At 45.3% G+C, this 21,227-nt stretch carries 19 protein-coding genes and 1 tRNA gene; 13 read left to right on the forward strand and 7 right to left on the reverse strand.

All coding sequences use genetic code 11. The features are described from left to right. Positions 1–19 precede the first annotated feature (19 nt). The 4 genes from KYK27_RS12015 (at position 20) to KYK27_RS12030 (ending at position 7,025) form a co-directional block, all read left to right on the forward strand. Entirely contained in the window at positions 20–3,538 is a 3,519-nt protein-coding gene (locus KYK27_RS12015; protein ID WP_199110300.1) for a hypothetical protein, read from the forward strand. Positions 3,539–3,666: 128 nt separating this feature from the next. Then, positions 3,667–4,605: a hypothetical protein gene (locus KYK27_RS12020; protein WP_199110301.1), complete on the forward strand. Its 939-nt coding sequence runs from the start codon at positions 3,667–3,669 to the stop codon at positions 4,603–4,605. A gap of 9 nt (positions 4,606–4,614) precedes the next feature. Next, entirely contained in the window at positions 4,615–6,369 is a 1,755-nt protein-coding gene (locus KYK27_RS12025; protein WP_199110302.1) for a hypothetical protein, read from the forward strand. A gap of 2 nt (positions 6,370–6,371) precedes the next feature. Beyond that, positions 6,372–7,025, forward strand: a complete 654-nt coding sequence (locus tag KYK27_RS12030; protein WP_199110303.1) for a hypothetical protein — start codon at positions 6,372–6,374, stop codon at positions 7,023–7,025. Between the two features lie 395 nt (positions 7,026–7,420). Here KYK27_RS12030 and KYK27_RS12035 read toward each other — a convergent pair. Next, positions 7,421–7,492 (reverse strand) — tRNA-Glu (locus KYK27_RS12035). Between the two features lie 200 nt (positions 7,493–7,692). On the opposite strand from KYK27_RS12035, the gene gap reads away from it, so the two are divergent. From gap to KYK27_RS12055, 4 genes are all read left to right on the forward strand, one after another. After that, a complete protein-coding gene (gene gap / locus KYK27_RS12040) occupies positions 7,693–8,688 on the forward strand; it encodes a type I glyceraldehyde-3-phosphate dehydrogenase (protein WP_162425757.1) in 996 nt (331 codons plus the stop codon). A 170-nt stretch (positions 8,689–8,858) separates the two neighbouring features. Continuing rightward, positions 8,859–9,701, forward strand: coding sequence for a universal stress protein (locus KYK27_RS12045; RefSeq protein ID WP_199110304.1), 843 nt, complete (start codon positions 8,859–8,861; stop codon positions 9,699–9,701). Between the two features lie 80 nt (positions 9,702–9,781). Then, positions 9,782–10,666, forward strand: a complete 885-nt coding sequence (locus KYK27_RS12050) for a diacylglycerol/lipid kinase family protein (RefSeq protein WP_199110305.1) — start codon at positions 9,782–9,784, stop codon at positions 10,664–10,666. Positions 10,667–10,774: 108 nt separating this feature from the next. Then, positions 10,775–11,122, forward strand: a complete 348-nt coding sequence (locus tag KYK27_RS12055) for a translation initiation factor (protein WP_199110306.1) — start codon at positions 10,775–10,777, stop codon at positions 11,120–11,122. An 85-nt stretch (positions 11,123–11,207) separates the two neighbouring features. Here the strand turns inward: KYK27_RS12055 and kdsB are convergent, their stop codons facing one another. The 4 genes from kdsB to KYK27_RS12075 all read right to left on the reverse strand — a co-directional run bounded on the left by kdsB (position 11,208) and on the right by KYK27_RS12075 (position 14,492). Then, positions 11,208–11,945: a 3-deoxy-manno-octulosonate cytidylyltransferase gene (gene kdsB, locus KYK27_RS12060; RefSeq protein ID WP_199110307.1), complete on the reverse strand. Its 738-nt coding sequence runs from the start codon at positions 11,943–11,945 to the stop codon at positions 11,208–11,210. A 55-nt stretch (positions 11,946–12,000) separates the two neighbouring features. After that, complete coding sequence (locus tag KYK27_RS12065; RefSeq protein ID WP_199110308.1) at positions 12,001–12,708, reverse strand: DNA alkylation repair protein; 708 nt, start codon at positions 12,706–12,708, stop codon at positions 12,001–12,003. A gap of 18 nt (positions 12,709–12,726) precedes the next feature. Continuing rightward, entirely contained in the window at positions 12,727–13,077 is a 351-nt protein-coding gene (locus tag KYK27_RS12070) for a hypothetical protein (protein WP_199110309.1), read from the reverse strand. Positions 13,078–13,145: 68 nt separating this feature from the next. Further along, positions 13,146–14,492: an NfeD family protein gene (locus KYK27_RS12075; protein WP_199110310.1), complete on the reverse strand. Its 1,347-nt coding sequence runs from the start codon at positions 14,490–14,492 to the stop codon at positions 13,146–13,148. Positions 14,493–14,518: 26 nt separating this feature from the next. Here KYK27_RS12075 and KYK27_RS12080 point away from each other — a divergent pair, with 26 nt between their 5' ends. From KYK27_RS12080 to KYK27_RS12100, 5 genes are all read left to right on the forward strand, one after another. Further along, a complete protein-coding gene (locus KYK27_RS12080; RefSeq protein ID WP_199110311.1) occupies positions 14,519–15,355 on the forward strand; it encodes a DUF4905 domain-containing protein in 837 nt (278 codons plus the stop codon). Positions 15,356–15,369: 14 nt separating this feature from the next. Beyond that, complete coding sequence (locus tag KYK27_RS12085) at positions 15,370–16,389, forward strand: LysM peptidoglycan-binding domain-containing protein (RefSeq protein WP_233150420.1); 1,020 nt, start codon at positions 15,370–15,372, stop codon at positions 16,387–16,389. A 1,037-nt stretch (positions 16,390–17,426) separates the two neighbouring features. Next, positions 17,427–18,203, forward strand: a complete 777-nt coding sequence (locus tag KYK27_RS12090) for a TIGR02757 family protein (RefSeq protein ID WP_199110645.1) — start codon at positions 17,427–17,429, stop codon at positions 18,201–18,203. Positions 18,204–18,444: 241 nt separating this feature from the next. Next, entirely contained in the window at positions 18,445–19,239 is a 795-nt protein-coding gene (locus KYK27_RS12095) for an alpha/beta fold hydrolase (RefSeq protein WP_199110312.1), read from the forward strand. A gap of 50 nt (positions 19,240–19,289) precedes the next feature. After that, positions 19,290–19,736 (forward strand): hypothetical protein, encoded by a 447-nt coding sequence (locus KYK27_RS12100; RefSeq protein ID WP_199110313.1) that lies wholly within the window; start codon positions 19,290–19,292, stop codon positions 19,734–19,736. Between the two features lie 24 nt (positions 19,737–19,760). On the opposite strand, the gene folK is transcribed toward KYK27_RS12100, so the two are convergent. Beyond that, the gene (gene folK, locus KYK27_RS12105) at positions 19,761–20,255 is read right to left on the reverse strand and encodes a 2-amino-4-hydroxy-6-hydroxymethyldihydropteridine diphosphokinase (RefSeq protein WP_199110314.1); all 495 of its coding nucleotides are present in this window, start codon (positions 20,253–20,255) and stop codon (positions 19,761–19,763) included. Continuing rightward, positions 20,248–21,105 (reverse strand): alpha/beta hydrolase family protein, encoded by an 858-nt coding sequence (locus tag KYK27_RS12110; RefSeq protein WP_199110315.1) that lies wholly within the window; start codon positions 21,103–21,105, stop codon positions 20,248–20,250. The genes folK and KYK27_RS12110 overlap by 8 nt, the downstream gene beginning before the upstream one ends. Positions 21,106–21,227: the final 122 nt, after the last annotated feature.

Raw genomic sequence — 21,227 nt, forward strand, 5'->3', positions numbered from 1 at the left:
CAGCTATAGTTAGTCACGAGTGAAGACGCTCGCGCCATACTTAGGAACATTACACAACACAAAAGAAACAAACATGCCGAAAGTACTTCGTCTACATAAAACCGGATCAAACGTGGAAGGCTGGGCCAAAACCAGCCAGATCACGAGCACAGAGATAAAAGACATAACCGATGGCGCCGGTGGCAGAGCCTTAAAAATTAACGCTTCCATACCTACGCCATTTGCCCGTATGCACCTGTTCGAAACCGCTTTCGATTTTGTGAAGCGCGGCGTGGCAGGAAATAGCACCAATACCATTTACCACAAATTTGTAACCCATTTCTGGGATCTGTGGGAGCTGCTTTATAACCACCAGAGCTACGCTCAAGCCGGTAACAAAATCATCATTCGCCGTTGGAACAAACACCAGCAGTTGGGGGCCATGCAGTCGAATCCGAATACTAGTTTACTGGGCCGCACGCTGGAGCTTTTCATGAACGACAGCCGCTTTCAGGGAATCGAAGATATCTTCCTGATCTTCTTTGAATCGACTAGCCCACGCGGTGACCGACACATGCAACTGATTGGGGGCACTTCGCCGCTGACCTTCCTGTTTGTAGCGCCAAACGTGCAGCCGCTAAGTATAAACCGTGCCCAGAACATTGGTACCTATTTCGACCATAACTATGTGTCGCTGGAAGACCGTGAGCACGATTTCAGGGAGTATGTGCACAAGCTTTTTGTGTCGAATCCTGCCATGATTCAGGCGTTCCCGGCCGTATATAATTCATTGGACGAGAACCTGCTGCGCAAGATCAACATGGCGGGTAATGTGGGGCAAAATGCCATTGCTTCGGAATATCTCCAACTGGTAGATTTTCAGCAGAACCCGGTGCATGTCGGCCACCTGAACTTCCTGGTAAAAAAAGACCAGACAGCCGTTACGAGCAGCGACCTGTTCATCCGCCCGACCCATACCGGATTCTCGGGTGAACGGCCTATTGTACTGAAGCCTGAACTGCGCTTAGCTCCAACTATAAAGTATGTAAATAACCTGGCGTGGCCGGTAAATACGGTGGTGGGTTATTACGATGAGAAGCCACTGGAAAACCGTTCGCTCCCGGGGGTTGGGTTTAACTATCCATACTTAACTATAAACGACCTGCTGCAGGAAACGCTGGTGCAGGTGCCGTATGAAGTAAATACCGACCGTTTTTATAGTGGCACCGTGGTGTATCAGCCTGGCGTTACAGATAAAACATTCAACTATCTGCTGCCTATCACGAGCTTGTACTTCCAGTTTTTCACACCGGAAGATCTTGCAAACCATCTGACTTTCCATATCGATGTGAACCACGTACGGGTAACACTGAACGTGCCTACGGAGAAAGGAAACGTAGTATATGAGCGCAGCTATTACGACAACCCGCTGAACTCGAAAGATGCGCATGGGAATGTGATTCCTGAGAAAGGGCATATCCTGAAATCAAGAATTGGTCTGGGTGTGTTCCCGTTCTATAAATTCACCGACGCTGTGCAGTACAACGATTTCTACAAGGTGATGCTGGTAGACGAAGACATCGATCCGCTGCTGGTGAACAAGAACCATTCGCTTACCTTTTATGCAGGAGGAAAGCAACTGGAAGCTGGCGGCGGTATCATTTCGGCCACGGCACATAAGCGAACTAAGAAAAGTAACAGTAGCGCAGGAAGTACTTATTATGAGATCCGCGGTACGCACTTCGACGTGGCAGAATTCACCCATGCAGGGGTTGATTTTGTAGGTAAAGCGCTGATCGTGCCGAAATTCGAAGAGAAGCAGCAGGGGATTCACAACTTTACCTTTGCCATCGACTTCGGAACATCAAATACGCACATTGCTTATACTTCGGGCTCCAATCAGCCGCCGCGCGAGTTCTCCATCACAGCAAACGACCAGCAACTGGTGATGCTGAACAAGCCTTCCGAAGACCCGGCCTTAACAGATTACCAGCGCTTCCACAAGCGCGGATTCGGCCGTTTGTTTGCCGTAGAGACCTTGCTGAAGCGTGAATTTATACCATTGATCATCGGTTCCGGCGGCTCGCTGTATAACTTCCCGACCCGTACGGCTACCTGCGAATCTATTGATTTTGAAAACCAGATCACCAACTTGTTTGGTAATATAAACATCGGTTTCTCAATCAACACCGAAGGCACACACCAGGACCAGTACAAACAAACTTACCACACCGATCTGAAGTGGAGTGAGACACTAACCAATACCGGTAAGCGTCGTATCGAAGCATTCTTCACCGAGATCATGCTGCTTATCAAGAACAAAGTGGTATTGAACAACGGTAATGTGGCGAGCACCAAGATCGTATGGTTTGCACCGCTTAGCTTTGATGAGTATTCCCGCAACATGTTCCAGAACGTGTGGGATACAGTGTATAACAACGTATTCAAGAACGGAAGAAATACGGTTTGCATTACAGAATCGGTAGCGCCATTCTACTTCCTGTCCAGAACCGGAGCTGTGGTGCCGAGCCAGGATGAGAACCTGATAAACGTAGATATTGGCGGTGGTACTACCGACGTATTGTTGTTTACGAACCGCAGGCCTTCGCATAGTTCGTCGTTCCGTTTTGCCGGTAACGACCTGTGGGGAGATGGTTTTGCGACCGTGAAAACCAGCAAAGACAATGGTTTGCTGCAATACGGCGTAGACCACGTGCTGCGCATTCCGTTAACAGAAGAAGGACGAGAGTACCGCAAGTTCCTGGAAACGGCTTTGGATAATCCGGATTTCAATTCAGCCGATATCAGCGCCCTGCTGTTCAGCTATGACAAGGAACTGAACTATAGCTCGCAGCTTTTACAGGCACGTCAGTTACGACTGATGTTCTACCTGCACTTCGGATCGCTCATGTACCACTTAGCACAACTGGTGCAGCAATTGGATGTGAAAGTACCGCGTTACATCTCGTTTAGTGGTCGTGGTAGTTTGTACATCAAGCTACTGAGCGCTGGCAACAACCTGTCGAATGTGGAACGCTATGCCAAAGCCATCTTCCATAAAGTAACAGGGCAGGAGCCGCCGGCAAACTTTAAACTGGTGCTGGTAGATAATCCGAAACAGGTAACAGCTAACGGTGGTGCCATGGCGCTGGAGGGCACAGATCTGAATGACCTGACCAACATCCCGATCATGAAGCCGACCGGTTCTGCCAACGTAGAAGATGCGCTGACACCTGTCACCAAAACACAGATCACAGGGCAACTGCGCCAGGAAGTGATGGATAACGTGATGAACTGCCTGCAGCTACTGTTGGATGATCCGGATGTTTCGCCGCTGATGCGCTCGATGGGCGTGGAAGTAGACCCAATGCGTGTGCTGGATTTTATGCGCATGAACCTGCAGGACAGCTATACTATGGTGCTGGAAGATACCGTACGCGGCCTGACAGACCGGGAGCAACTGCACGAGACCATGTTCTTTATGCCGCTTAAGCAATCGCTATACTTGCTGTCGAAAGAACTTTATAAGCAGCAGGCGCAAGTGAGTGCTATCTCGTAAAACGTATACCTCTGAGGTATAAAATCAACCATTCTCAACTATAGTTAGGGGTGGTTGATTTTATACATTAATTAGGTTACACTATCTTAAAGACATTAATCTTAAACAGAATAAAACAACATTGATACATGGCTACAATAGCAGTAATAATAAGTATAATAGCGTTGGTAGGAGCAGGGTTTGCTTTTATCAGGGCTGCCAGTTCACATCATATTTTAGGTAAACGGATCGAAGATCTGAAGGAGCGGATTAAATACCTGGAAGCAAATCAAAACAGATTGCAAAACGCAGCTAATCGCGGAAATAAACCTGTTTTGGAACAGGAAGAAACAGCCCGTAGAAACCAGCCAAAACAGGAGCAACAAAAGCAGGAACGACAAGAACCACGTCAGAAGCAGAAAGAAAGACAGCCACAACAGGAAAGGCAACAGCAGGAACGGCAGCTACAGGAAAGACAGACACATCAACCGGAGCGCCCGCAGCAGGAGAGACGTCAGCAGGAAAGACCACAACAGCAGGATGCAAGTCAGCAGGAGCAACAACGCCGCAAAAAAGAGAACCGCAGACGCAACGAGCCGAGGGAACGTGCGGACAACTTTGAGGAACCTGTTAAAGAACAGCAACTATCAGCTTCTGATGGTATAAGATTTGAAGTTGTTGGAAGCCATTTGCTGGATGAACTGGAACAGCAACCTGGTTTCAGCCAGTCCGCATCTATGCCCGAGCAAGAGCCGGAGGTGATCGCTGATTCAGGAATACGATACGCGATTATTCCGGAAGATGGCGTGATACGTCAGCATCATTTACAACGTCAGCCAGATTCTGATTCCTATATTGAAGTGGATGTTGCCGCAGAAGGTAGTAACATGACACATTATCGTTTTAACCTGAGTGGTAACCATGCCTTCGTTATTTCGCAGGGCATTGATCGCTTGGAGAATGCCTTTGATTTTGAGAAACCATCGAACCGCATGGTGAACAGAATTGTGCAGCAGCAGGATGGCGTGCTGGCTAAAGTTAACAACGGCTGGAGAATACAGGAGAAAGCTAGAATAGATTTCAGATAACCCGCTTACATGGAAGGTATATTTATTTTTGAAGCACTTTTAGTACTTGCTATACTTGGTTACCAGTTTTATGTATACCGGCATAACAAAGCTAAAATTGAGCTTATCAAAAACCTGTTTCCTTCTGAAGAGCAGCTTTCCGTAACCGAAACTTTACTTGACCATACCGCACCTATAGTTGCTTCAACGCAAACTTCTGAGCAACTATGGACAGCGCTCCTGGCTGGCAAACCTTTCCGGGAATTTACGCCTTCTAATCCGGCAGTTAAACGCATAGTTGCAGTTGAAAATGATTTGCTCCATATTGAAACAAAAGGTGGTCCGGTCCCGGCATATACGATAGCCCGCGAAAAGTTTGATAAGCTCGTAGCCGGGCATAATATTTACCTGGTGCAGGGCGATCCGGATGCGCTGATAAGCTCTGTTTCTTCGGGTGGAAAGGGTTCCGCAACTATAGATCTCATCGAAGTGCGGAATCCTTCGGAAACTTTCAGCAAGATCATCAAAAACACCAACGAGTACCTGAAACGAAACAAGGGTGCTGCTGCTGATTTTGATATTCTGAAAGATGTTTCGGAGCGCTATTCCGAAGCACTAGATGCAGAAGTACAGTCTACCGTTACCACGCCACTTTACATAGGTCTGCTGGGTACTTTCTCTGGAGTAATTATCGGTTTATCGAGTTTGATCTGGTCTGGTTTTACGGCTGATGAAGGCAATGCAGCAGGCTCTTTTATTACAGATCAGAACATTCCTTCTTTTCTGTTCGGGGTGATGATCGCGATGGCGGGTAGCTTCTGTGGTTTGTTGCTCACGCTAATAGGAAACCATGACCTGAAGAACGCCAGAAGTATAAGAGACAGGCGACAAAACGATTATTATACTTTCCTGCAAACGCATCTGCTTCCAAAGCTAAACTCCGACATGGCCGCTAGCCTGAGCAACCTGAAATCGGTGCTGGATTCGTTCAATAAAGATTTCCTGGATAAAGTCCTCGGCTTCCGGCCTATAGTTGATACGCTCACGGAGAACATCAGCACACAGAAAGAGTTTATTGAGAAGCTGGATAAGATCGGCTTCACGCAGATGGCAAATGCTAACCTGCAGGTATTTGATAAGATGAAGGAGAGTGAGCAGCTGTTCAAGAACTTTATGCAGTACCAGGTGGCGCTAAACGAATCGGTGCAGCAAGGTGCGGAACTGACGCATACAATAAGCGATGTACTTGGCAGATTAACCAGTCTGCAGGAAGGCTTTGATAAGGTGCCGGGCTACCTGCAAAAGCACGACGAATCTATTCAGCGACAGGTTAACTTTTTTGGGCAACACGAACGGGAATTACATGACATCGGCTCTCGGATAGAACAATATTTCGATAAAGCCGCATTGCGCTTAACCGACCTGATGGAAGCCCGCCTGCAGCACCAGGAACGCGATGCACAAAATGCGTATGAAAAGTGGCAGGAACATTTCAGAAACCTGAACGAAGACAACATTTACCAGCGCATCCTAGATTACATGCAGCCATTCGAGAACCTGAACCAGCAACAGGAAAGACTCAACACCAATCAACAACAATTATCCGGTGAGATACGCCAGACTAACGAACGCCTTCTCCAGAAAATAGAAACTGACACAGCCATACAACAGCAGTTGTTGCAGCAAATGCAAGTTCTGAATATGCACATGGCCCGCAGCCTTGAGCCGGGTCCATTGAAAGCGGCGCTTGGCAAAATTTTCGGAGGCGTAAACAGCAGGAGGTAAGTATGAGCAAGGAGAGCAGAGACTTTTTCTGGCCCAGTTATGTCGACCTGATGACGGTGCTTTTCCTGGTGATGCTGGTGCTTTTTGTGTTGAGCTATAAAATGTTTGAAGGCAAAGACCAGGAGAACCGCGAGAACATTGCCCGGCTACAAGTAGAAGTACAGGAAAAGCGCAAACTGGATGAAATAAAAGCTGCACTCTCCCGCCTGGACGACGACTACTTCCAGTACAATGAAAAGTATAAACGCCACGAACTGCTAGTGGATGTAGTTTTTGAGCAAAGCAGCGCCGTTATACCAGACCGTTCTCGGGCACCACTCCGCCGAGCTGGTCAGAACCTGAGCCAGGTAATTAATTCAATAGACGAGAAAGATGTAAAATACCTGATTGTGATTGACGGCCGTGCGGCCAGCTTTCCGAAAGGTGATCCTCGAAATATCACCCAACGGGAGTATGCATTGCAGTTAAGTTATCAGCGAGCACTTGCTTTACTTGATTTCTGGCAGAATGCAGGAATTAAATTCCCCAAAGACCGGATTGAGTTAATTGCTGCCGGAAGTGGTTTTGAAGGTGCTGGCCGCAAAGGCGACATCCGCGACCGCAGGTTTGTGATTCAGATATTGCCTAAGGTAGGGGAGCTGGAGAAAAGGAAATAACCGGTATTACTCGATCTATGTAATTGTTTTTAGACGCTTATGTGATAAACAGTTTTTGGACGACTTCCTTTTAGATACAAGTGTTCATTTGCGTTTATCAATAATAGAATTCATGCTTCTCTCAGATTGTAAAATGTACCACTGCCTTTTTGAGCCTAAAAATCTCAATCTAATAAATATTTGGAAACGAATGATTATTTCGTGTAAGGATTTAATTAAATGGCTAGGACTTCAGGCGACGATATTTCCAGATGGGGGTGGAATATAATCGAAAAAACAAGGGTTATCGAACCCTGCGCGTTAACTCCAGTTTCTGCCTTGCAGCGGAGTTATCGCAGAAATGAGGGCAAAAGAAAAAGGGAAAAGCGATTGAAATAATCACTTTTCCCTTTCAGTAGTCCGTAGGGGAATCGAACCCCTGTTGCCAGAATGAAAATCTGAAGTCCTAACCCCTAGACGAACGGACCGTGTTGAATTTTACCAACCATTTCCTGATTGGTGATGCAAATATAGGCTACAAAAACGTTCTGCAAAACATTTAGAGCAAAAAAAAGTGAACCGAAACGTAATTGCTTCGTTCTCAGGGTAGAAAAAAATATTGGTTTTACTATAAGCTAATCGTAACTTCGCACCATATTAAATACTCATCATACCAAACATAGATATCATGTCTAAAATTAAAGTTGCAATTAACGGTTTTGGCCGTATCGGTAGACTTACTTTTAAGGCACTGCTCCAGAAAGAGAATGTAGAAGTAGTTGCTATCAACGACCTTACCAATACTAAAACACTTGCCCACTTGCTTAAGTATGACTCCGTACATGGCAAGTTCGATGGCACCGTAGAAGCTACTGATAACGGCATTATCGTAAATGGCCGTGAAATCAGAATCACAGCTGAGCGCGAGCCTAAAAATCTGCCTTGGGGACAACTTGGCGTAGATGTAGTACTTGAATCAACTGGTCGTTTCGTGGACGAGCAGGGCGCTGGTGGTCACCTGGAAGCCGGTGCTAAAAAAGTAGTTATCTCTGCTCCTGCAAAAGGTAACATTCCTACAGTGGTACTAGGCGTAAACGAAGACATCCTAAAAGGTGATGAAACTATAGTTTCTAACGCATCTTGTACAACAAACTGCCTTGCTCCAATGGCAAAAGTACTGGACGATACGTTCGGTATCGAGAAAGGCTATATTACAACAGTACACGCATATACATCTGATCAGAGCCTGCAGGATTCTCCTCACAGCGACCTGAGAAGAGCACGTGCTGCTGCTTACTCTATCATCCCTACATCTACTGGCGCTGCTAAGGCGGTAGGTCTTGTATTGCCACACCTTAAAGGTAAACTGGATGGCGTTGCAATGCGTGTACCTATTCCGGATGGCTCTCTTACAGACTTAACCTGTATCTTAAAGAGACCGGTTACAAAAGAAGAAATCAATGCGGCAATGAAAAAAGCTGCTGAAGGTGAAATGAAAGGTATCCTAGAATACACTGAAGATCCTATTGTTTCTATCGATATCGTTGGCAACCCACACTCTTGTATTTTTGATGCAGAGCTTACTTCAGCTAACGAAACACTTGTAAAAGTAGTAGGCTGGTACGATAACGAAACCGGTTATTCTAACAGAGCTGCTGACCTGATTGCAAAGATCGGACAGTAAGCTATAGTTACATAGTATCAACGAAAGCCCGCCAATAGGTGGGCTTTCGTTTTTTTGTTGCGTATATATAGCAATACTATTTATTAAATTAGTAAATTGATATATATCATAGTTTTAGGAAACAGAGTATTCTACTTTTGAAACATCAGAAACCCAATTAAACAAACCGCATGAGACGCATTCTTGTACCTACAGACTTTTCAGAACAGGCCCAATACGCTTTTGAAGTAGCTATTAATATTGCCCGCCGAACTGGTGCTGCCATTAAATTACTGCACGTAGTGGAAATGCCACGTTCTGCAAGCTTCAGCGCTACCGGCGATGTAGTTTACCACGACAATATGGAGCAACTATACATCATGCGCCTGATGGAAGCTACCAAAACAAATATGAGCAAACTAATAGCAAAGGTTAGTCATACTGGTGTGGAAGTGGTACAGGAAGTAGATGTGGATAGCATCGTAAATAAGATAAAACGTGTTATTGCTGCTGATAACGTGGACCTGATTGTAATGGGATCAAAAGGATCCAGCGGCATGGACGAGTTCCTGATCGGATCTAACACCGAGAAAGTAGTTCGCACTGCTACCTGCCCAGTACTAACTATAAAAACATCGAATCCTGAATTTGATGTAAAAGAAATTGTGCTGGCTTCTAACTTCAGACGTGAGGTAGGCAAGGCGATGGATGCGTTCAAATATTTCCAGAAACTGTTTGATGCGCGTTTACACCTGGTTTACATTAATACGCCGGGAGCATTTGAGTCTAGCAGCAACCTGCGCAGCAAACTGGCACACGCCGCCGATAAGTACGATCTGCACAACTATACTATAAATGTGTATAACGATACAATAGAAGAAGATGGTATTCTGCACTTTGCAGAAGATATAAATGCAGACATGATCATGATGGCTACACACGGTCGTACGGGGTTGTCGCACCTGTTAAGCGGAAGTATTGCCGAGGACCTGGTTAACCACACCAGCCGCCCTGTGCTAACGTACCAACTATAGCATTACAGTTTTAGTTAAAGCCCGGCCATAGTTCTATGGCCGGGCTTTTTGTTTAGCATCCGTATAGTTACTTTTGTTGCATGAGTATACTTCCGCGTATCCGGTTTATAATTAACCCTGTATCTGGCACCAGAAGCAAGGTAGATGTGGCTGCCCGCATTAAACTATACCTGGATAGCACAAAGCATGACCATGATATAGTTTATACCGACTATGCGGGACATGCTACCGAGCTGGCTCAAGCCGCAGCCAAGGATAACTATAAAATAGTGGTAGCGGTAGGCGGTGACGGAACAGTTAACGAAGTAGCGAAAGGCTTACTGCACACCAATACAGCATTGGGCATATTACCAAAGGGATCGGGGAACGGCCTGGCCAGGCACCTGCAGCTACCCTTAAACCTGGACAGAGCGATCAAAGCGCTCAATACAGGGCAGGTATCCCAGATTGACAGCGGAACTATAAATGAGATCCCGTTTTTTACGACAGCAGGAATAGGTTTTGATGCGTACATAAGTGCAGTGTTTGCAGGCAACAAACGCCGCGGGTTAAAGACGTATGTAGAGCTGGTTTTAAAAGAAGTTCGAAACTATAAGCACCTGCCGGTAAAAGTCTGGATTAATGATCAGGAGTTGGCCACAGATTGTTTTGTAATGGCATTTGCCAACGCTGCACAGTATGGCAATAACGCCTACATTGCTCCGCTTGCCGATATCCGGGATGGGTTGCTGGATGTTTGCCTGGTGCGCCAACTGGACTTCGTAAAAGCAATTAACCTGAGTTATTGTATGCTAACCAAGCAGTTGGCTAACCTGCAAAGCGCAGAATACTTCAAAACTACAAGTGTTAAAGTTGAAACCGAAGAGCCGATGATGTTTCATGCAGACGGCGAATACAAAGGTCAATCTACCATTTTTGAAGTGAAGATGAACCCTCAATCGTTAAAGGTTATTATACCGGTTTAATTGTTTGATTGCTGATTGTTAAATTGTTAATCCAGGCTTTTTTGACTTTCTAACCTTTAACTTCCAATTCTTTAACTCCCAAACTCTCTAACTCTTAAACTAACAACAATGAGCGATAAAAATAAGAAAGGCAGACAGGGTGTAGTTTACTCTACAAGTTCTGATTTTAATTACCAGTACGACCACGAAAACGAAGCCGAAACGCTACCACCACAACAGCAAAACCTGAAGGTAATGCTCGATAAAAAGTCGCGCGGCGGTAAGCAGGTAACACTGGTGGAAGGTTTTGTTGGCACTGACGACGACCTGAAAGAGCTGGGCAAGATGCTGAAAAACAAATGCGGCGTAGGTGGCTCAGCCAAAGATGGTGAGATCCTGATCCAGGGCGATTTCAGGGATAAAGTATTACAAACTTTACAGGCTGCCGGCTATAAAGTAAAGCGGGTAGGAGGGTGAGTTACGTTTGTGAGTTTAGGAGTTAAAGAGTTGGGGAATCGAACACTTTATTTCCACCTCTTTAACTCATAAACTCTCTAACACTCTAACTAAAAAGTCCTCTTACTTTCTCCAGATCCTCCGGAGAGTCTATGCCTATAGTTTCAAATTCGGTGAGGGCAGTGGTGATTTTATAGCCGTTTTCCAACCAGCGTAACTGCTCCAGCGATTCTGCCAGCTCCAATGCAGAAGGAGGGAGTTGCGTGATCTGCTCCAGAATATCAGCTCTGTAACCGTAAATACCAATGTGCTTATAGTAACTGTGCTGCTTGTGCCAGATATCCTGAGGTACGTTACGGCAGTATGGTATAGCTTGTCTGCTGAAATATAAGGCATCACCATTGTTGCTTAGCACAACCTTCGGGGCGTTCGTGTTAAACAGCTCTTCTTCGGTGGTAATCTTTTTAACCAGCGTAGCCAGTTGAGTATTCGGGCGGTTAAAGCAGCTGGCTACAAGGTCAATCTGCTCGGGCTTTATAAAAGGTTCGTCGCCTTGTATGTTGATGATATATTCGTAGGGATTATCGTGCAATTTGTAAGCTTCAAAACAACGGTCGGTACCACTCTGATGATGCTCGGCTGTCATGACGGCTTTACCGCCAAAATCCAGAACATGCGCAAAAATACGTTCATCGTCGGTGGCAACTATAACTTCAGACAAGCCGGATGCAGAAGCCTGCTCATAAACACGACGGATCATGGTTTTGCCATTGATGTCAGTCAGGGGTTTGCCCGGGAAACGGGTTGATGCAAAGCGGGCTGGTATGATGCCGAGTACGTCCATAGTTTATAGTTTTTGCGAGCTCAAATATACGGAAGAACCTCCGTTTTATAGTTTATCAGCAGCGGGCAGTTTTCTTCTTTTTACCAATGCGCCCCGTTTTCTCCAGTTTCTCGATGTAACTATAAGCCACAGGAGTTTTGCACGCAGTATCGCCCATATTTACTTTTACTTCGCCTATAATTCTGGCTACGGCTTTTGCTTTTTCGGTAAGTGCAGGTATAAAACAACCGATGGCAATTACATAGCCATTCATGGTGTAGCGTACGCGGTTGGGGCTGCTATGAATCACCTTTGCTACATGGTCCAGTTGCTCACTCAGAAATTCTATGTCCAGTTCGCTATCTGCTTTTATGGAAGCCAGGCTTGCAAGGGTGGCCCAACCGGAAGTGGCAATATTTTCGTCAGCATATTTTATCCATTCTTTGGCTAATTCAAACCCATAGTTACTTTCTGCGGCTACCCAGGCAACTGTATACTCACAATGCATATACCAGACAGCGTTATTTACCCAATTCTGAAGGTCCTCTCTGGTCATAGCTTTCTCGTCGGCAATAAGGCCGGCCAGGTACATGGCATCTGAATTTCCAGTCTGGTATAGTTGCTTGGCTAAACTATAGTTCTTCTTCAGCCTTTTCTGGATAGGGTTAAGATCGCCCACTTTTACACCATACAACGGTTCTTTAGCGCCGTGTTTCAGGTAAATGTTTTTGATGGTCTGGCTCCCCAAAGTGGCCAGCTGTTCCATTATCTCAGGTGCTGTCATCTATCAAAAAGTGTGAAACTATAGTTTCTCGATAGAAATAATCCGGATGCCTGGCATAGAGCGATCCTGAGTTGAAAGTCCGCAACGACGGTCTATTATTTCGCCCGTTTCGGTGTAGGTTACTTTTACCGGAATCAGATTCTCTTCCTGTTTAAACTCTTCGCTAATCGCACTTTCATCCTCGGGTTTATAGTCTTTGCCCTCTATAGTTAGCTTAAAGCCGCAGCCATCCACCATATATTCACCAGACCACTCCAGTTGAGCCTCTTTTGTGATAGCGTTATTTTCTGAATTCATATTTTTCTGGGAGCAGGATGAGAAGTTTACCACCATTAAAACTATAGCAGCAGCCAGGGAGAGGTGTTTCATAAATGTTTATAGTTAGAAAGTTAGAAAGTTTAGGTTTTAAGCAACAATAAACAATTAGCCATCAGCAATTAAACTTTTTTAACAACCAGAGAGAAAGTGCTGTGGTCTAAGACTTCTATAGTTTCGCCTTGTTCTATAAAGCCTTCTCTTGCCTGGGCATCATACAGGATGTTATCTATCATAACTTTCCCGGTTGGCGCCATACGCGTATGTGCGATGCCGGTTTTGCCAACTAAATGCGATGAGTCAGCAGACGACCGATATCCTTCCGAACCCTCAAAAGTATTGTGCAGCACCATGCGCTGCATGGTTCGGCTGGCGGCAAAACGGTTCCAGGAAAGGGCCACCAGAATCACGGCGCCAATCATGCCCAACAAAACCGAGATCATGCTTTGCATAATGGCGCTGGACGGTACAAATGTAAAGTCGAAGTTCTGGTTATTTACCATGATCAATACCAGCGAAATGAACACCAGTATAATTCCGCTGATACCTGTAATACCAAATCCCGGAATTACCAGCACCTCAATGGCGATAAGTATGAGCCCGGCTATAAAGAGCAATATTTCCCAGTTCTCAGCAAGGCCATTGAGGTAATAAGGAGTCAGGTACAAAATACCGGCAACTACCGCCGCAGCCAGTGGAAAGCCTATGCCAGGAGACTGTAATTCAAAATACAATCCACCGATGATCAGCAACAAAAGTATACCGCTGACAAAGGGGTTCAGGAAAAAAGAAATGATCTTGTTGGTAGTGCTCAGTTCGTATTTTACTATTTCAGCATCCTGTAAATTTACCTGTTTCAGTACATCGTCTATAGTTGTGGCTGTGCCATCGCAGAAACCATATTTTATAGCCTCGGATGTGGTAAGGGTCAGAACTTGGTCAGCAGAAAGTGTACTGTCCACACTGGCTTCTACCATCGCTTCGGCAAGATGCGGATTACGGCCCTGGGCTTCGGCAGTGGAGCGCATAATAGAACGCATATAACTCTGGTATTTGCCCGGAGCTGCTTCTCCGCTGGCGCTAACTACCGTTGCGGCACCAATGTTTGCTCCTGGCGCCATGTAAATACTATCGCAGGCCAGCGAAATCAGTGCCCCAGCTGATGCTGCATTTTTATTGATGAATACATACACCGGCTTCGGATATTCGAGTATGCGCTTCCGGATTTCGTCTGCATCATTTAAAGCACCGCCAAATGTATCAAGTACCAAAAGCACATGGTCCGCTTTAACTTCGGTAGCGTGGTTTAGGGCGAGCTCAGTATAACGGTTGGTCCGCGGATCAATCTCAGACTTTATTTCCATCAGTAACACCTTCTGTTTTTGCGTTTGAGCAGCAGCAGGAAGTATTAAAATAAAGGTAAGCAGATACAGTAGCGCGCAATGCCAACGTTTTGAGTCAGAATTCATACATTTGGGGCTGAAAATGTGCTATTTTGGTTGAATATAGTAAAAAGTTAAGAGTTATACTTCCGTTACTTTATACATACGACTTTGGAGCGCCCGTGTGGCGTATGCGATTGGATGTAGCAGCTAACCGGCTTGCTTTTGAAATACGCGATGCCGACCTGCTGCTTGCTGATTTCCATACACTTGATCTGGACAACTATAAGCTTGACAAGCTACCGCTGCCTGCTGCTAAAAACTGGTGGCTGGGACTGGAAGACGCTTTCGAGGGCCTGCTGTTTTTGCACGGCTACGGCGATCGCCAGGTTGGGCAGCACAAAGGCATTTTTGCTTATGATGCCGCCACTGCAAACCTGCGTTGGCAACAACCGGAACTGGCTTTTTATGGTGTTACTACAAATGGCATTCTGGCCCTGAATTTACAGGGGCAGAATTTACAGTTGTTGCAAACTAAAACCGGAACTATAGTTGCAGAGAACGTGTCATTGGACAACGGTGCAGCAGCTGTGGCTAACCATAATGCGGTCAGGTCGCAGGCGTGTACTTACCCGATGCTTTACCTGGAAGGAGAGCCATACTATAACCAAGTATGTGATTTTCTGGAGCACCAGCTTAACGTGAAACCGGTTAAGGGAATAGAGTATGCTGAAACCGGGCAAAACATTTTTACAGGTTTTTATACAGAGAATGCAGCCGGTAATTTAGATAATACGCTGTGTGTGTTTAATTTGGATGGCGAATTGCAGTTGCAAGAGCGCATTGCGACCGGATTAAGTGGCATAGGTTCAGATACTTTTATTATCTTTAACCACAAATTATACTTTATCCGGCAACGAAATATTTTAGTTGTTTATAGTCTTACATAGTTTACCTTTTAGCCATGGTACGCATACTTTTACTTGCACTTTTACTGTCACCGGTACTTTCATTATCAGCTTCGGCATTTAACCTTGCTGCCCTGCGCGACTCGGTAGGAGTAGAGCGCCGCAACGGTAAGTTTTTTGTGAAGCACAAGGTGGAGCCTAAAGAAACCCTGTATGCCTTGTCGCGCAAGTATGGGGTGCCGGTTGCCAAAATTGTGGAGTCTAACCCTACAGTAGAGGCAAGCATAAGAGTTGATCAGATCGTACTGATTCCGCGCAATGCACCTTTGTCTGCTGCGGTTAATTCGGTAGCTACACCTAAAACCCCGGCACCTACTGCCAGCAGCCGTACGTTTACGGTGAATAACAAAGGTGAGAAGATACATGTGGTAGAAGCAAAGCAAACTCTTTACAGCATTTCGCGCATGCATGGCGTATCCGTAGAGAGTATCAAAACCTGGAATAATCTTGCTGATAACAGTATTGAAATCGGTACCGGCCTGATCGTTGGTAAAGGTGCTGTTCCAACTGCCAACAAGCCTGTTTATGTTCCGGAAGTTGATGATGAAGTTGAAAAAGCAACGGCAACTACACCCGTAGCAGCCCCGGTAACACCAAAGAATACATCTGCCAGCACAACTAAAGCTGCCACTACTACAGCATCCACTAATCCTGCTACAGCTTCAACTTCAACTCCAGCCGAGTCTACACCAGCAGTAAGTGAAAGAGAAGAAGAAGCAGGTACAACAGAAACTGCTGCCGGTGTTAAGAAAGTGATCGAAAACGGTATGGCCGAAATGATAGATCCGAAAGCAGACACAAACAAATACCTGGCATTACATAAATCGGCCCCGGTGGGTACTATCATGCAGGTTAAAAATGCCATGAACGGTCAGGTGGTGTATGTACGTGTGATCGGAAAATTACCTGAGACTGGCACCAATAATAATGTGGTAGTTCGGATCTCTAAAAAAGCTTATCAGAAGCTAGGCGCTGTTGACCAGAAATTCAGAGTAGAGGTTTCTTATATGCCGTAATTGCGGTTTAATTTATTTATGGAAAGCCAGTTGCATCCCTGCAACTGGCTTTTTAGTTTTAGAGTTTCTTTGTTGTTACCCCGAGTAATAGCTAAGCGAGTTAATAGTACTATAATTCCTTTTTTGTCATTTCGAACGTAGAGAGAAATCTATATCAGCTTATAGTTGCAACTAGAACCAAGCCTTTGCTTTCAAATTCCCTTTAATCCTGGGAGCTTTACTTGCCTACTGTTCCATCTTTAGCTTTGGTGCCCTCACGGCCGGGAGGCCTCGTCTTTGGGCATCGCGCGATGTACATTTGCTTTGCTCCTGCGTCGCAATGCTTTCAGCACCGCAAATCTACAAGGCGCTCAACCCAAAGACTGAGAAGTTTCGCATAGCTATAGTTTGTCCATAGTTTGAACTGGTAAGCTCCGAGTTTTATCGGGTTGATAGTTTCAAAGGGACAGGTAAACCTGTCCTGCTCGTGTGCTGAAACTATAGAACTAAAGCTGAAACTAGAGCAGCAGCAGAAAGTCCCCCTTTGAAGGGGGTAAGGGGGATGACAAACAGCAACTATGAAACGATAATTCTAACTACAACTATAGCCAAAATTCCCCTCTCGGGAGGGGCAGGGGTGGGTTAAAAAAACAACTATAGAACGATACCTCAACTATAGCAGTAACTGAAAGCTCCCCGCCTTAGACAAGGAGGGGTTAGGGATGGTTGGACCAACCGAAACTACAGAACTATAGCCAGCGCCACTACAATTCCTGCCCCCTGCCGGGCCAGTTGAAAACTCAACACCATAGTTAGACACGGGTTGCAAACCCGCGCCAGCAAAAAAGAGCAACTATATAACTTAAACTATAGCAAAACTCCCTCTTCTGTTTTTAAGAGAGGATCAGGGTGAGGTAATTTGGGTTTAAACCACCAAGTACTTACTACCACCCAACATCAAAGCTATAAACTGAACCATACCAAAATCTCATCTATAAACCCGTATGTTTTATAATTTTGTAAACTGCCGTATACTGCAGCTACAGACCTTTAAACCAATGAAGCAGGATATTGCCGCTATAAAAGCGTTGCTCGACGACAGAGTAGAAAAATACAACCAGCCAGCCTTTATTCCGAACGATCCGGTTTCTATACCGCACCGTTTTACAAAAAAGCAGGACATTGAAATAAGTGGATTTTTTGCCTCGATCTTAGCGTGGGGCCAGCGAAAAACCATCATTAATAACTGCCTGAAACTGATGGACCTAATGGACAATGCACCTCACGACTTTATCCTTCACCACCAGGAGCAGGACCTGCCACGATTTTTAGGTTTCAAACACCGGACCTTCAACGACACCGACCTGCTATACTTTATCCATTTTTTTAACTGGTACTATAGCCGGTATGAGAGCTTGGAAGTTGCGTTTACCGGTGAGCACAACAAGATTGAAACGCAGAAAGAACGGCTGATGCATTTCCATGACCTTGTTTTTAGCCTGGAAGATGCGCCTCACAGAACAAAAAAACATATTTCTACGCCGGCCCGCAAATCAGCCTGCAAACGTATAAACATGTACCTGCGTTGGATGGTGCGGAAGGATAATAATGGTGTTGACTTCGGAATCTGGAATACAATGAAACCGGCCGACCTAGTTTGTCCCTGCGATGTTCATGTAGAGCGCGTAGCACGCCGTCTGGGCCTGATAACCCGTAAAGGCATGAACTGGCAGACAGCCGAAGAACTAACTGATCACCTCAGAGCTTTCGACCCGTTAGATCCTGTGAAGTATGATTATGCGCTCTTTGGATTGGGTATAGAAGAAAAGTTCTGACAGAAATTATGTACTGATTAGAGTCTTCTACCTGAACTGCTTCAGTAGATGATTCAGTAGTTTAGCTGCATTTCTACTAACCTGTGGCTACTTATAAGTAAACTGTTTACTGGACGAGAGGAAAACCTGAAAATATAGTAAGTGACGTGATATAAGGCGATTGAAAACCCGGGAATAGGTATAGTTATGTATTTACTGTACCTTTACCGCCCTTACCTAAGTTCTATCTATACAACTACCTATGACTGCAACTCAGATACATAATGTGAAGGTTTTTGGAAATGGCCAGCAGCCGATGCTATTTGCCCACGGCTATGGCTGCGACCAGAAAATGTGGCGCTTTATTACGCCTGCTTTTGAGAATGAGTATAAGATCGTATTGTTTGACCACATAGGCTTTGGTGCTTCTGATACCTCATCCTACACCATTGCTAAATACTCCTCCTTAAACTCCTACGCCGACGATATACTGGCAATATGCGAAGAACTCGATTTGAAGGATATTATTTATGTAGGCCACTCTGTCAGTGCCATGATAGGGGTTTTAGCATCAAACAAACAGCCTGAGCGTTTCTCTAAACTCGTACTGATCGGCCCTTCTCCGTGTTATATTAACGATGGAGATTATACCGGCGGCTTTACTGAAGAAAGCATACTGGGTTTGATAAAATCTCTGGAAAGTGATTATTTAACATGGGCTAAAACGATGGCACCAGTTATTATGGGTAACCCTGACAGACCCGAACTAGGTGAAGAACTGTCGAATAGCTTTTGCAGCAGCGACATAGAGGTAGCGAAGGATTTTGCCCGCGTTACCTTCCTGTCTGATAACCGATCGGACCTGGCCAATGTAACAACAGATACACTGATCCTGCAATGCTCTGAAGACGTGATTGCGCCTGAAGTTGTTGGTAACTATGTACATCAGCACATCGCAGGCAGCAAGTTTGAGCAAATGCAGGCGATCGGCCATTGCCCTAATTTAAGTGCCCCCGATGAAACTATAGCTAAAATCAAAAATTTTATAAAGAACTAAATGCCGTTTTAGCTCTGTCAGCGTAATAGCAAGAGCATTTGATAGGATTGATGAATAAAAAAGAATTAAGGAAAGCAAACGGGGATGTCTTTTTTGAGGCTGAACGCAGCGCTGATAATTCTTTTATTTCTGCTAATTGGATAGGGGTACAATCGCTGGAAAGTATAATAATGGCCGGTAACCAGTTACTGGCCATGCTCCGGAAAAAGCCATGCTCTGCGATACTTAACAATAACCACGAACTGGTAGGTCCCTGGGAAGTAGGGGTAAACTGGCTCGCTTATAAGTGGGCCCCGCAAGCTAAAGAATTAGGTGTGCAGCACTTTGCGCATGTGATGTCATATGGCATATTTGGCCAAAATTCGTTCAGTGCTTTCGAACCGCTGCTAAAAGATATTTTTGAAGTACGCGCATTTGAAGATGAAAATGAGGCTAAGGAATGGTTGCATCAGAAATTCATAGCTAAAAAGCCGTACAAATACCCGCCAATATTATAATACGCCTTTTCCTGAAGGCACTTCTCAATTACTATTCTCCACAAACTTTTTGGCTTCTAATTTATCCGGGCAGTTTTCCAGCAGCTCAGCTATAGTTTGCTTTAAACCCGGATGTATTAAATCAGGGGAGATCTCTTGTAAAGGCAGCAGCGTAAAGCGGCGCAGATGCAGTTGCGGGTGTGGAATGGTTAGCCGTTGGGTTTGCTGCACCAGGTTGTCATAAAACAGAATGTCGATATCTATAACACGTGCTCCCCAATGTTCCAGGCGTTCGCGGCCCAGGTCGTGTTCTATGGTGTTTATAGTTTGCAGCACTCGCTCCGGGCTAAGGTCAGTAGAGACCTGAAGCACCTGGTTGAGAAAACTGGGCTGATCTGTTTTGCCCCAGGCGGCTGTCTCGTAAATAGCAGAGGCCTGAACTATAGTTCCGACCTGCTTAGCTATAGTTTCGCGGGCTTGTTGCAGGTATAGCGTACGGTCGCCAAGGTTGCCCCCTAGCAGCAGGTATAGTTTAGGCATGTTTCCGGAAAAATGCTATGCTCAGGTCAGCGGCAGCACGGGCAGCTTCCGGCAATTCGCCCTTTTCATAAGGATGCTTTCCTCCAAACGAGTGGTCGGCACCGGGCAACAGGTGCATTTCCGCATCAGGTTTCCAGGAGTGCAGGTCGTGCGCCATCTGAATAGGCAATGTTTCGTCTTCTTTACCGTGCAAAATAAGCAATGGCTGTTGCATGTCCTGTATCACTTTGGGGATTTCTAGGCGCTGTCTGTTGGCAATATAGTTTTCCATTATCTGGTAATACATCGGCATTTTCTGGCCGGTGCGGGCGTTAGTTATCCATTGCACACCTTCGCGCTCCCACTTTTCATTTTCAAGTTCATCCCAGCGTTGATCGAATTTATTTACAGCCGCCCAGGTAGCAACAGCTTTTATACGCGGATCTTCGGCCGCTTTAAGTATAACAGTTCCCCCACCACGACTATGGCCAATCAGGTAAATATGGTCCAGGTCAAGTTCATTATGAGGCAGTGGTCCTTCTACATTTTCTACCAGGTCAATCAGCGCTTTCATATCATCGAGTTCCAGGCTGAAGTTGTTATTCCCAAACGCTTCCAGGTCGTGTATATCTGAAAAGTCTTCTACGGTGGTGCCGTTATAAGCAAAGTTGAATTTTATGAATACAAAGCCCTGCTCTGCGAAATACTGCGCCATTAAATTGTAATGCCCCCAGTCTTTAAACCCCTTAAACCCATGCGTAAAGATCACTACAGGCTTGGGTTGTGAAGTTGGCTCGTAAACGGCATCGGCAGTAAATGGGCGACCATGCTCGGGATAAACAATAAAATCAACTTTAAGGGTATTTGCCATAGATTACTTAAATAAGATAACTGTACTATAAGATGCTTAAACGGGATAATTTGACGATTTGTTAATGCTCACATTGGTTTATTCCCATCGGTAAAACTATAGCAAAGCAGCAAGTGCAGTTT

Origin of the sequence: Pontibacter populi (assembly GCF_019336435.1) — a bacterium.
Classification (GTDB): domain Bacteria; phylum Bacteroidota; class Bacteroidia; order Cytophagales; family Hymenobacteraceae; genus Pontibacter; species Pontibacter humidus.

Bases quoted from the DNA above. Each gene is read 5' to 3' on its own strand.
- gap (WP_162425757.1), top strand. From the start codon at position 7,693: ATGTCTAAAATTAAAGTTGCAATTAACGGTTTTGGCCGTATCGGTAGA.
- KYK27_RS12085 (WP_233150420.1), top strand. From the start codon at position 15,370: ATGGTACGCATACTTTTACTTGCACTTTTACTGTCACCGGTACTTTCA.
- KYK27_RS12045 (WP_199110304.1), top strand. From the start codon at position 8,859: ATGAGACGCATTCTTGTACCTACAGACTTTTCAGAACAGGCCCAATAC.
- KYK27_RS12100 (WP_199110313.1), top strand. From the start codon at position 19,290: ATGAATAAAAAAGAATTAAGGAAAGCAAACGGGGATGTCTTTTTTGAG.
- kdsB (WP_199110307.1), bottom strand. From the start codon at position 11,945: ATGGACGTACTCGGCATCATACCAGCCCGCTTTGCATCAACCCGTTTC.
- KYK27_RS12095 (WP_199110312.1), top strand. From the start codon at position 18,445: ATGACTGCAACTCAGATACATAATGTGAAGGTTTTTGGAAATGGCCAG.
- KYK27_RS12020 (WP_199110301.1), top strand. From the start codon at position 3,667: ATGGCTACAATAGCAGTAATAATAAGTATAATAGCGTTGGTAGGAGCA.
- folK (WP_199110314.1), bottom strand. From the start codon at position 20,255: ATGCCTAAACTATACCTGCTGCTAGGGGGCAACCTTGGCGACCGTACG.
- KYK27_RS12110 (WP_199110315.1), bottom strand. From the start codon at position 21,105: ATGGCAAATACCCTTAAAGTTGATTTTATTGTTTATCCCGAGCATGGT.
- KYK27_RS12075 (WP_199110310.1), bottom strand. From the start codon at position 14,492: ATGAATTCTGACTCAAAACGTTGGCATTGCGCGCTACTGTATCTGCTT.
- KYK27_RS12065 (WP_199110308.1), bottom strand. From the start codon at position 12,708: ATGACAGCACCTGAGATAATGGAACAGCTGGCCACTTTGGGGAGCCAG.
- KYK27_RS12030 (WP_199110303.1), top strand. From the start codon at position 6,372: ATGAGCAAGGAGAGCAGAGACTTTTTCTGGCCCAGTTATGTCGACCTG.
- KYK27_RS12070 (WP_199110309.1), bottom strand. From the start codon at position 13,077: ATGAAACACCTCTCCCTGGCTGCTGCTATAGTTTTAATGGTGGTAAAC.
- KYK27_RS12090 (WP_199110645.1), top strand. From the start codon at position 17,427: ATGAAGCAGGATATTGCCGCTATAAAAGCGTTGCTCGACGACAGAGTA.
- KYK27_RS12050 (WP_199110305.1), top strand. From the start codon at position 9,782: ATGAGTATACTTCCGCGTATCCGGTTTATAATTAACCCTGTATCTGGC.
- KYK27_RS12055 (WP_199110306.1), top strand. From the start codon at position 10,775: ATGAGCGATAAAAATAAGAAAGGCAGACAGGGTGTAGTTTACTCTACA.
- KYK27_RS12025 (WP_199110302.1), top strand. From the start codon at position 4,615: ATGGAAGGTATATTTATTTTTGAAGCACTTTTAGTACTTGCTATACTT.